Raw genomic sequence first — 12,456 nt, forward strand, 5'->3', positions numbered from 1 at the left:
GCTGGTATGATATTAACAACTATTCCAACAGTAAATGCGGAAGATGAAATTACATTAGATGAAGTGACTGATCAAATAATTGATATTTCAGATAAATATAATTAAGCTGGTGTTACATCAGGACAATTATTCAATTTAATTACGCTAACTCAAACGGATGATGAATTATTAGACGCTTTATCTTTAGATAAAAATGATTTATTTGATACATCTATACCAAAAAAAGTTAATATACAATCATCACGAAGTGGAGATCCATATGATGGAAATCCACTTGCGTCTAAAGAGGAACAAAAAGAAAGAATGAAGTATATTCGATCAGTCTATAATAAAGAATATAATGATGGAAACCATGATGAATCTATATACGATATATTTATATACTTCACATTATATTGAAAATATAAACTATGATAAGAGTTTTTCAGATGAAAAAAATTTTGGACATCCTGTATATGCAAATATTATTTCACAAAATGATATAGATGCTTATGAACAATTTTATAAATCTCAAACAGGTGTCGCTATTTATAAAGCATTTAGGACTTGTACAAATGGAATAAAAAATTATAAAGAAAAAGGTGGAAAATATGCGTTTGCTTATGAATTCTTTGGATCAATGTCAAATATTTTAGATTCAAAATATTCGGATTATTTAACAGCATTAGATACCGTTGGAATAACAAATACTACTGATATTTTAGCAACAGGTGTCAAAATAGTATAATGACTTTAATAAAAGGAGGAGAGAATATGCCAAATATAAAACCTATCTCTGATTTAAGAAATTACAGCGCAGTACTTGAAGATGTTACCGTTGGTTTTCCTGTTTATTTAACAAAAAATGGACATGGTTGTTATACTATTATGGATATAAATGAACAAGAAGAAATGTCAAGAAAGGCGAGAAAGTATGACAAGATGGTAGCAGAACTAGAAGTAATGAAAATGTTAAATGAAGGCTTAGCTTCAGCAAATGAAGAAGGCTGGATTGATGAAGATTCAATGATAATACATTTCAATGATAAATTCAAGGTGAACAAGAGAGAGTGTTCATCGAAATTGCAAAAAGAACTTGGAGAAATTATAAAATTTTGTAAAGAAAACAATGAACCTGTTTATCTTGAATTTAATGATAAAGAGAATTTAATTATTATGAGTAGTGAGACATATGATCGCAGAGAAAAAATGTTAGAGTTATATGAACAACTTGTTTATATTGAATCAGAGAGAATTATAAATAATAAACAATATACAATTGATGAGTTAAGTAAATATCTTGATAATGTTATAAAAGATATGACTGTTAAAAAATAAGAAAAAGGAATAGTAGGTTAAAGTGAAAAATACAACAAAAGCAGGAATGTTTAATATTAACAAGGCTTATGTTCGAGATGCTATTTTATATTATACGATTCAACAATACTTTAATAATAATGATAAAAAGACATGTGAATATATAAATCAATTAGAAAAAATAGATCATTTTAATTTTAGAAGTGGATTAAAAAATATTATTCCCTATTTGTCATCAAAATTAAGTATTTCAGAAAAAGAGTTTTATAACTGTTATTTGAGAGTAAAAGATAGCTTTGCAAAATTAACAGATGATGTCATTTTAGTAAAAAAGGTGATGGAATATATTCAAAGCTATTAGCTGATACACAAGGAACACCTCCATTTCTATTTCTAAAAGGAAATGTTCATCTATTAAATGAAAAGTCTGTATGTGTTGTTGGAAGCAGAAATGCTACAATAGATTCAATGAAGAAGACAGAAAAAATTGTAAAGTCACTTATCAAAAGAAATCTTGTTGTTAATGCAGTACTGGCTAAAGGAATCGATACAGTTACTCATAAATCAGCTTTACAAAATGGTGGAAGAACAATTGCAGTTATAGGAACTCCAATTAATCAATACTATCCAAAAGAAAATAAAGAATTGCAATTAGCTATTGAAGAAAAAGGATTAGTGGTTTCACAATTTCCGCCATGTAATCCAGTTTATAGATGGAATTTTCCAATAAGAAATGGGACAATGAGTGGAATCTCATTAGCAACGATTATCATGGAAGCAGGGGAAACAAGCGGTGCTTTAAAACAAGCAGATTATGCTCTAAAACAAGGAAGAGATGTTTTAATACCGCAATCAGCTCTCAATAATTCTTCTCTATCATGGCCAAAGAAATACATTAAAAAAGGTGCATATTCTTTTAAAAATTTAAAAGAGGTTTTAGAAATATTAAATAAAGCGAAAGTGTTCTATAAATTATTGAATAACGATGATATAAATGCAATAAGAAGCATAGAAATATAAAATATTGAAATTATTAGTGTATATTGCAATGAAAAAATAAAATTATATACTAAAACAGCCAATCAAAAATGTTGAACAAATATAGAAAATCATTAAATAAGTTCAACAAACAACCACGATGAAATATTCAGGTAATAAAATTATAAATTTTATAAAAAAGCCAATAGCAATCATGAATCATTTGATTTCTTACGGAACAGGAATGATTGTTCTAATAGTGCTTGTTTTATTTATTGGAGTATTTTCTGCGTTGTCAGATGATTCCAGTGCAGTCATCAGAATGTGGATTTAATGAAAAATATCCAAGAGTGCATAATGGAATAACAGATGATGATTATTCCATTAAGGTAGGAATACAACATTTAGCTAGTTGCTTAAATGATGCAAAGGTTGCTTCAAGTGGAGATACCGAGCATATATCATTAACCCTTCAAGGGTATAATTATGGAAACGAATATATAAGTTGGGCAAATGAACATTTTGGAGGATATACTAGAGCAAATGCAAAGGTGTTTTCTGATGAAATGAAGGCAAAATTAAAAACAAATGTTTATGGTGATCCTGATTACGTTGTACATGTTTTAAGGTATTATCATATTGGAAATAACAATATAGTAGAAGTTGCAAAGTCACAAGTCGGAACAACAAGTGGAAGTAAATATTGGACATGGTATGGATTCAATAAAAAAGTAAATTGGTGTGCCATTTTTGTATCATGGTGTGCAAATGAAAGTGGAATGTTAGATGATAACTCAGTACCAAAGTTTTCTCTATGCACAAATGGAGAAAATTGGTATAAGAAAAATAACAGATGGAAAGATAAATCTTATGTACCGATGACAGGAAATATCATATTTTTTGATTGGCAACAGGATGGGCATACAGATCATGTAGGTATTGTTGAAAAAGTTGAAAATGGAAAAGTATTCACTGTAGAAGGTAATAGCAAAGATGAGGTTAGAGAAAAAAGTTATAATTTAAGTAGCAAATCTATTTATGGTTATGGGATTTGAAAAATGAAAATATTTTTAAATGACAAAGAAATTCTTTATTTATATTTTTATAATGGAGTGTAATGATATGAAAGAATTAGAAAATCTAATTAATGATACGGAAACAATAGCAAAAAAGGTTAAAAATCAATTAGATTCTGCATCTAGTACTTTACAAATAATTCAACAACGTGAAGAATATCTTGATGAAATAGCAAAAATCTAATTTAAACATTTTGAAATGGATGTTAGTTAAATAATCAATATATAAATTGATAATAATAAAATAAAAATTAAGATAAAAAATGAAATGAATCCTGTAAAATATGAATAAATAACAAAGTATTTTTTTGTATTCATTTTACAGGAATTATTTTAATTTTCTTAATATTTTATACCAAAAATTTGGAATAAAGGTTTATTAAAATTTGTACCTATATAAGTAAATTTGTTATTAATGCATAAAAATGCTAATATTAAGTATGGATAATTAGAAGTTATCGATATAATGATACTGAAAGGGTGATTAAATTGAAAAAAATGATTGGATATACAAATGGAGTTTTTGATTTATTTCATTATGGTCATTTAGAATTTTTAAATTGTGCAAAAAGTAAGTGCGATTTTCTTATTGTTGCATTATGCCCGGATGATATGGTTGAAAAATATAAGAATAAAAAACCAATTATACCATTTGAACAGCGAAAGAAAATTCTAGAGCATCTTGATTGTGTAGATAAAGTTGTAACACAAATATCAACAAATAGAATGGTTGAATTTGACAAATATAAATTTGATATATATTTTCATGGTGAGGATGGCTTTGAATTTGATAAAAATACAGGAAATTATGATAACTTACTTAAACAAAATATAATTGTTGATTATATTCCTAGAAAACTAGATATATCAACTACTAACATAATTAATAAAATTATTTTAAATTATTCAAATGAAAAAAAGTAATTTTATAAAAAAAGTTATCATTTGTATATATATATTTTTTTTGTTAATTCTTTTAACTATTCTTTATTATAACCCACATAAATGGTTTGATATTTTAACCATTTTTCTTACATCTATTCTATTTCCTTTTCTTATGTCTATAATTAAAAAATTAAATAAAAAACGTAATTTATTGAATAGTTTGTATGCTGAAAATATTCCAAGTCACTTTATTGATAGAACAAAAGCATTAGAAGAAATTATAAAGAAAATAAATAATAATAATAAAATAATTTTTATTTCTGGAGGAAATGGAATAGGTAAAACATTTTTCTTATTGAAAGTTTATCAAGAAATTACAGAAAATAAATATAAATTTTATTCTAATAAATTATTTCCAATATATCTTGAGTTAAATGATGATATATCTATAGAACAAGCAATAATGAATAAAATAAAATTGGAAGAAAATAATTATAGTTGCAAAGAAATTATCCAAAGACTTAGAAAGATAACAAAAAATGATATAGTGATTCTAGTTGACAACAATTCAACAAATAATTATCAAAATATGATGTCATTTGTTGAATCATTACAAGAGCTAGATAATGGCTTAATATTTATAATAAGTACATACACTTCCTCACCAAATTTATATGAAAATAATATCGAATTAGAAAAATTTTCAATTAAAGAAGTAAATGAGATGGCTAGTGAGTATAATTTAAATATACCTCATGAAATTTCAGAAACTATTTTCAATTATTCAAATGGAATTCCTATTTTAATAAAAATATTATTATTCAACCAAAAAGTTGTTAACAATTCTCATAACAGCATTCCTGCTCAAAATTATATTCATGAAATTTGTCAAAGACTTGATAAAAATTCTTTAGAAATGTTAAAAACTGTTTCATTTTTTAATATTTTAGAAGAACCCATGAATTATTCATTATTTAGAGGCATAAATATTAATTTTTCAAAAAATAATTTACGCATTTTAAAAGAGCGAGGATTAATAAATAGTACGAATGACAAAATTATAATTAACAACTACATAGCTTTTTTAATAAGACAATGTTATGATGATGAAAGATTTGATTATTATAATAGTTTTATAGAAAAAAGAATAAAAATTGGTTACTCAGATGAAAAGTATATTTTTCTTGTATTAAATAGTCAAAATAATGATCTATCTAAATTAGAAATAAAAAATTATTTATTAAGTTTTTTTAAAAAAAGAAAATATACTTATTTTATTAATTTATATGAAAAAACTTTTATAGAAGATTTTAATTTAAACAATAATTATGATGATGAAGAAATAAGAAATTATTTAATGTATATGTATTTTCATTCTTTATTAGAATTAGGTGAGTATCCAAAAGCAATTGATTTTTTTAATAATGAAGATCTATGGGTATCTAACATAACTTTGCTAGATCATAAAACATTTTCTTTTGATTTTAATTTTGATTCTGCTGATTTATATCATTTTCAAGCTGAATACGAAAATGCAATAGAACAATATCAAATATTAAAACGTGATGAAAAAAATTCGTTAAAAAACAACTTAAAATGTCAATGGGCTATAGCACACTGTTACCGACATATGGGCTCAGAAAAGGATTTAATTTATTCTTTAAGTATATCGGATTCTATTTGTGAAAAAACAAGTTCAAAAAAAGAACTTTTCAATTTATATCTTCGAAATAAGATGTCCATTATTATGATTAATTTATATTTAAAGAATACAAATTATGACTATGAAAAACAATTTAATAGATTAATACAAAAATGCAATCAATATTTTCTTGACAATAAGAAAAATGAAATTTTAAATAGTAGACAAAGAGCAATTTTCTACAAAATAATAAAAAAAGATTATGATACTGCATGTAAAATGTTGTATTCTTCTATACAAGAACTTGAAAATAAGAACTTAAGAATAAAGTATGATTATTATTTTGAAATTGCTGAAGTATATCGCAAAAAAGCACTTATCAATATTTCAAATGAATATTTAACTATCTCAAAAAAATATTATGAAAAATCGCTTCGCTTTGCTAAAAGAGTAAATGATGTAAATTTAGAAATGATTAATCAACTAGGTATTATCATTTCAAATATACAAAATGAGATTCTTGAAGAGAAGCAATTAAATATTATTTTAAAAATAGAACAATTTGCCAAAGAGAAAAAAATATTTTATATATTAAATTGGTGTGCAAGTATTAGAGAGTATTTAACAATTGCATTACATGATAAATCAAATTCAAGGGTAAATTATTTATATGAAAAAGTAGTAAATATTGATCTCTTTGTAATGTAAATTATTGGATATCATGTAAGCAAGATTAAATCAATATATTTGATTGATAAAATGACATTCTAAATTTTTATGGTTTTAAGAAGTCGCTAACTTTATACCAAATTTAGATTTAAAGATAAAAGACATTAGATTTATTACGTTTTGAAGGTAACAATTAATGTCTTTTTTTATGGATATAATATCTTACTTTATTATGATATTTATTTTTTGGCTACTTAACAATGAAAAAAGTTTTACTATTACGTTCTTGCTAAGTTTCTATAACGGTAAATTGACTCTTTAATACTTTAGATATTCAACAGAATGATACCTTTAACTTTTTATTAATTATAATTTAAATAATTTATTTGTTAAATCTATTATGTTTTCTTCAAATGTATATTTTATCATTTTTCTTTTTGATAAATTTTTAACTTCTGAAATTATATAATTTGAATAATTTGTATTTTCATCAATACATTCCAAATATACTTTGTATAGTACTTCTGATATTATTTTCAGTTCATCGTAATTCCAACCGTACCTGGCTATTAATTGTGTACCTATCCTAATTCCAGAACCATTATATATTTGTTTCTTTCTTGCATTTAAAGTTATTTTATAAACTTGGCATCGCATTATAAATTTATCAACTATTTTTGAATCCATCAAAATAAAAATTTGATGAGTTTCTGTATAAATTTTATCCTTTTTTACAATATTAAACCCTTTTTCTTCTAATAATTTTCCTAACATGTTTGCAACTTTCACCATATGCTCACAGTATTCTTTACCAAAAATTGAAAATTCTTCTAACGTAAATATCAAACTCATTATTTGATGGAGTTGTACATTTCTTAGATAATCTGGATTTATTTTTAAATCAATCTTATTTATAATATCAGAAGAATTTGTTAATATTAATCCATTTGTAGGTCCTGGCAATGTTTTATGTGTTGATCCTGCCATAATAAACTGATAGGAACTATCAAAAAATTCTAGATAGTTTCTTATTTTTTTTGATGCGATTAATCCTAAAACCTGTGTAGCATCATAAATAAGAATTTTATTTTTATCCATTTTTATTTTTTCTAATTTAGGTTGAAATATCATATCAGATTGACATATCAAAATACCTTTTATACTGTCATCTAATAAGAGTGTGTTTAACTTTTCATAATCAAAATCATAGTTATTATAATCATATGGCATAGAACATGTTTTAATACCTAGTCTTTTACATAATTTTGGCATAGAACTATGACCTCCACATTCTTCATCGCTGATTAATATTTTATCATTATTTTTAAAAAGGGACATAAGTAATAGACTAATTGTATTTACTCCAGTTAGAGTTCTTCCATCAGCGTACATACTTTTAAATAATTCAGAACTCAATCGATTTAATAAATTGTATAATTCAAAAAGATTATTACTTCCAATAAAGTTATTATGTTCTTGATATTCTTCAATACCACCCATTATGTATTTATCTTGAATAAAAGATTTTAAAGGTATTTTTGTAAATTCAGATTGTTCATTCTCAGCAGCACATAATGGTAAACAAGATTTTTCAAAATTTGTTATTGGTTCGTATACTTTCTCACATAATTTGTAGAATTCATCGTATTTCATATCTATATTTCTCCAATATAAACAATTGTACTCAATGGAAAATAAACTAAATTACCTTGAGCGTATTTATGAAATACTTTTCTTAAATCACTAATATATAAGTTGTATTTACTATCTTTATTGGTCAAAGAGTATGAAGCCGATAATGCTCTTCCTATATATTCCTCTTCTGTTAAATAATTTAAACCATCATCAATGAATTTATAAAAACGTGGTTGTTCTTTAAAAAAATTATTGAATGAATCTTTTTCAAAAGAAAAACTATGTATATCATCTTTATATACTTTACTATATTTTTTTATAGTCTTTTGTGTTTCAAGACACAATTCATTTTTTGTTTCTTTGCTATTCCATACTAAAATAACTTTCCCTCTTTTTTTTAAAATTCTTTTAAATTCTTTTTTTGTGTCTTTTAAATCCAGCAATTGAAAAGCTTGTGCAACAGTAATTAAATCAACTGAATTATCTAATAAAGTAGTATGTTGCGCCGTAGTATTTATTAAACAAGTATTTTTCTCTAAAATATTTCTTTTTAATTGCTTGTACATATCCTTATTTGGCTCAATTGCAATAACTTGATTTACATATTTTGATAAAATTGTTGTATTAATTCCTGTACCTGCAGCTATATCTACAGCAATTTTTATTTTGTTTTCATAAATCTCTTTACATAATAAATTTATATAATTATTACTGTATCTCGCCCTTGTTTTATCGTATATTACAGCTTTTTCATTAAAAATTTCATAATTAAAATCAACCATCCTATTCATCCTTTCTATCGATAACTTCTAATTATCGCTATAAAAGGGTATATAAAAGAATTAACATTTCTATATAATTACATATTGTAATTTAAAGGAGAAATATGATATGAAAAAAATAGAATTAGAAAAACAATTAGAATCTTATTATGAAGATTGCGAATTTAGAAAAAGATTAAATGAAAAAACAATAAAAGCCTATACAATAGATCTAAATCAATATTTAGAATTTATTACTACTACAGAAATAAATCAAAAAATAATAAATGAATACATACATTACCTAAATAAAAAATATTTAAAATATAAAACTATTAAAAGAAAAATAGCAAGTGTAAAAGCTTTCTATTCTTATTTAGAATATGAAGAAATAATAGACTATTCCCCATTTAATAAAATAAAAACAAAAATAAAAGAACCTAAATTACTACCAAAAACAATTCAAAAAGATTATATCGATAAAATTATTCATCTATTATTAAAAGACTTAAAAAATTCAAAGACAGAATTCCAAAAAAAGATATCCTTAAGAAACATTACACTTATAAGCGTAATGTTTTCAACTGGAATCCGTGTATCTGAATTATGTAATATAAAATTAAAAGATATAGACTTATTAGAAAAGAAATTAAAAATATTTGGTAAAGGATCAAAGGAAAGAATTTTATATTTGGGAAATTCTAATGTAGTTCAATTATGTCAAATGTACCTAACTTATAATAATACATGTAAAAAGAATGAATATTTTTTTCTAAACAAATTCAATAAAAAGCTATCGGAACAAACCGTTCGCATATTGTTGAAAAAAATAGAAAGTGAATTAGAACTTTCGACACATATAACCCCTCATATGTTTAGACATACATTTGCTACAACTTTACTTGAAAAAGGTGTTGACATTAGATACATTCAAAACATATTGGGACATAGTTCAATATCGACAACACAAATATATACATATGTTACATATTCAAAACAAAAAGAAATATTAACTAACAAGAATCCAATAAATGATTATCAATTAAATATTTAAAATAATGAAAGATTTGGAATCTTTCTTACCTTGGGACACTATCTAAATAAAAATTTTGTATAATATAGAAAATTTTTAATTTTTTATTTATCCACTATTGAGTAATAATAAAAATTTGAAATTATATGTCTTTTTTTGATTATTTCTAAAAAAGCGGTATCAACATTAATAATAATAGTTATATTAATGTTGATATTTTTTTATTTTCAAATAATTTTTCTTATCAGTATCAATTTGTGAAATATTATGTAAGCGACGAATAAAATAATGGATGAAAATATAGTAAATCACCAATGATAATTATAGTAGTTTTAGTGCCTAATTTTACTATACATGGAAGATGAGATTATGAATGTTTGCAAAAGTCAATATAAAAATGTAGATTTTGGACTAAATAATTTTGTGGGTTTTCTAACATTTTTATTTTATCCTTTACAAATGTTAAGAGTATTAATAACGACATCAAAACAAAGCAATGGATGAAGATAATAAGAAAGTGGGCTACCAATTAAAATGTGGTGTAAGACCTACTACAAACGGCTTAAGAAAGTAAGAACTATAGCAGTTGAATCGGGAGCTATTTCAATTCCAAACATTGTTTCTATAGATTAGAGTAATCTAAAAAATAAAATATTGATATAACCAAAGTCGACGTACGAATCGAAGTTTCTTGTCATATGGATATAAAAACAATAACAAATATTACCGGAGCTTTATTATGCTAGGTGATATATTCTATGCAGAATATATTTACTGTTGATTGAAATTATGTGTTATAGAACACAATCGAAAGAACTGACTGCTTTCAACTTCTACTAAGGTAGTTGATAGTATTCAGCGTGATCGAAATAGCAAAAGATAACAAACTGGATCTATATGATTATATTGAATTTATCCTGAATTATTTACCTCAATAAGATTTAGTTGAAAATCTAGAAAACTGGATTGTTTTTGCCATGGAGTGAAGAGATAAAAGAAGAATTTGAAAGAAAAGCCGTTTAAATTGATTATCAGATCAAATTGAACGGCTTTTTTTATTTGGCATTTACAGTGTTATTTTCAATAAGACTATCTTTTGAGTGAATAATACTAAAATATTAAGTATGTAAAATTTGTTTTTAATTTTGTTAATAGAGGAGAGTTGTGCCATATATGTGTAACTTATAACAAATTAATACTTTTTATGCTTTATAGGTGTTATTTTTTATATGTCAAAGAGATGAGGCGAAAAAATGAAGAAAGTGAAAAAGAATATTATAGATAACATAAACCTGGAATTAGAAAATTATAAACCAAATAATTTCCCAGAAACATTTGATTTAGTTATATATTATTATTTTTTGGCAATTTATTATAAAAAAACAGATTTAAATAAATATAGACAATATCTTGAATATTCAAAGGATCAACTAAATAAAATACTTAATAACCTAAAAAAGTATGATATTCCATTGGGTAGTTGGTACGGATTTACAGGAATAGCATATATGATAAGAGAATTATATGGTGAATGTCAAATATTGTATTCAATAGAAAATTTTGTTAAAGATCAATCTTTAAAATTAATTGTTAATGGGAAAAATCATGACTTGTTTAATGGAAAATATGATTTATTAAATGGTTTAACAGGGATTTTGTCATATTTTATTACATATCACAATGAACAATTAAATTATATAGAAGAATGTTTGAATTGGATGATTAAATTATTTGAGGAAGATTGTGAAATAATTAAATCAAAAAATATATGGATAAAAAATAAATACATAACAAATCCAATTTTTAAAAAAAAATATTCAGAAGGGTATATTGATTTAGGAGCAGCACACGGAATTATAGATTTCTTGTATATATTTTCTCTTGCGAAAAAAAATAACATAAAATGTAATAAATTAGATGAAACATATAATAAAATTTTAGAATTTTATATAAATATGTTTGTATTTTCAAATGATACATATTGGCCACAGATTATAACCAATAATGAAAATGATAGAAAATATGTATATAAAAAAAGATTTGCATGGTGTTACGGGAAATTGGGAATAATTAGAATACTCTTTTGTGCTGCTAATAATACAGAAAATATAGAATTAAAATCATGGATGATACAAGAAATGAAAAAAATAGATATAAATGATTTAAATTTAGAATGCCCTACATTTTGTCATGGGTATTCTGGATTATATTTAATTATTAATTTATTTTATATAGAAACTAAAGATGATTATTTTAGAATATTAAGTAATGTACTTGAAAGAAAAATATGGCAAATGGGAAATAAAAATAATAAGTATTATTTTTATAAATATGATAAAGACTACATAAATAATAAAGATATTTATGAGTATGAAAAATTAAATTCAATAGATGGTTTATTTTCGATTTTAATACCCTATTTTTTAAAAGAAAGTAATTATTTTTATAATATGTACACAAAATCATTATTTTTAGTATAAA

Annotated in this window: 12 protein-coding genes; 10 read left to right on the forward strand and 2 right to left on the reverse strand. The window is 23.8% G+C overall.

Going from position 1 to position 12,456, the window contains the following annotated elements; translation table 11 throughout:
• Nucleotides 1-352: 352 nt before the first annotated feature.
• From C7U54_RS11495 to C7U54_RS11520, 8 genes are all read left to right on the forward strand, one after another.
• Nucleotides 353-727 carry a hypothetical protein gene (locus C7U54_RS11495; RefSeq protein ID WP_118748909.1) on the forward strand — a complete coding sequence of 125 codons (375 nt, stop codon included), beginning with the start codon at nucleotides 353-355 and terminating at the stop codon, nucleotides 725-727.
• Nucleotides 728-753: 26 nt separating this feature from the next.
• Entirely contained in the window at nucleotides 754-1,317 is a 564-nt protein-coding gene (locus C7U54_RS15290) for a hypothetical protein (RefSeq protein ID WP_241522612.1), read from the forward strand.
• A gap of 22 nt (nucleotides 1,318-1,339) precedes the next feature.
• Entirely contained in the window at nucleotides 1,340-1,657 is a 318-nt protein-coding gene (locus C7U54_RS15295; RefSeq protein ID WP_241522613.1) for a hypothetical protein, read from the forward strand.
• A complete protein-coding gene (locus C7U54_RS11505; protein ID WP_241522616.1) occupies nucleotides 1,639-2,316 on the forward strand; it encodes a DNA-processing protein DprA in 678 nt (225 codons plus the stop codon). Before C7U54_RS15295 ends, C7U54_RS11505 begins: the two co-directional genes overlap by 19 nt.
• A 266-nt stretch (nucleotides 2,317-2,582) precedes the next feature.
• Nucleotides 2,583-3,329 carry a CHAP domain-containing protein gene (locus C7U54_RS11510; RefSeq protein ID WP_162297518.1) on the forward strand — a complete coding sequence of 249 codons (747 nt, stop codon included), beginning with the start codon at nucleotides 2,583-2,585 and terminating at the stop codon, nucleotides 3,327-3,329.
• Nucleotides 3,330-3,396: 67 nt separating this feature from the next.
• Nucleotides 3,397-3,534: a hypothetical protein gene (locus C7U54_RS14635; protein ID WP_155522459.1), complete on the forward strand. Its 138-nt coding sequence runs from the start codon at nucleotides 3,397-3,399 to the stop codon at nucleotides 3,532-3,534.
• Between the two features lie 314 nt (nucleotides 3,535-3,848).
• Nucleotides 3,849-4,274 carry an adenylyltransferase/cytidyltransferase family protein gene (locus C7U54_RS11515; RefSeq protein WP_230308204.1) on the forward strand — a complete coding sequence of 142 codons (426 nt, stop codon included), beginning with the start codon at nucleotides 3,849-3,851 and terminating at the stop codon, nucleotides 4,272-4,274.
• A gap of 133 nt (nucleotides 4,275-4,407) precedes the next feature.
• Complete coding sequence (locus C7U54_RS11520) at nucleotides 4,408-6,585, forward strand: hypothetical protein (protein ID WP_147358333.1); 2,178 nt, start codon at nucleotides 4,408-4,410, stop codon at nucleotides 6,583-6,585.
• Nucleotides 6,586-6,912: 327 nt separating this feature from the next.
• Here the strand turns inward: C7U54_RS11520 and C7U54_RS11525 are convergent, their stop codons facing one another.
• Nucleotides 6,913-8,199, reverse strand: a complete 1,287-nt coding sequence (locus tag C7U54_RS11525) for a PLP-dependent aminotransferase family protein (RefSeq protein ID WP_107030391.1) — start codon at nucleotides 8,197-8,199, stop codon at nucleotides 6,913-6,915.
• Nucleotides 8,200-8,201: 2 nt separating this feature from the next.
• Complete coding sequence (locus tag C7U54_RS11530; RefSeq protein ID WP_158569893.1) at nucleotides 8,202-8,963, reverse strand: class I SAM-dependent methyltransferase; 762 nt, start codon at nucleotides 8,961-8,963, stop codon at nucleotides 8,202-8,204.
• A 109-nt stretch (nucleotides 8,964-9,072) separates the two neighbouring features.
• Between C7U54_RS11530 and C7U54_RS11535 the strand changes: the two genes are divergently transcribed.
• Both C7U54_RS11535 and C7U54_RS11540 read left to right on the forward strand, forming a co-directional pair.
• Nucleotides 9,073-9,996, forward strand: a complete 924-nt coding sequence (locus C7U54_RS11535) for a tyrosine-type recombinase/integrase (protein ID WP_107030393.1) — start codon at nucleotides 9,073-9,075, stop codon at nucleotides 9,994-9,996.
• A 1,232-nt stretch (nucleotides 9,997-11,228) separates the two neighbouring features.
• Nucleotides 11,229-12,455 (forward strand): lanthionine synthetase LanC family protein, encoded by a 1,227-nt coding sequence (locus C7U54_RS11540; protein ID WP_107030394.1) that lies wholly within the window; start codon nucleotides 11,229-11,231, stop codon nucleotides 12,453-12,455.
• Nucleotide 12,456: the final 1 nt, after the last annotated feature.

The organism is Faecalibacillus intestinalis (assembly GCF_003024685.1).
Classification (GTDB): Bacteria; Bacillota_I; Bacilli_A; order Erysipelotrichales; family Coprobacillaceae; genus Faecalibacillus; species Faecalibacillus intestinalis.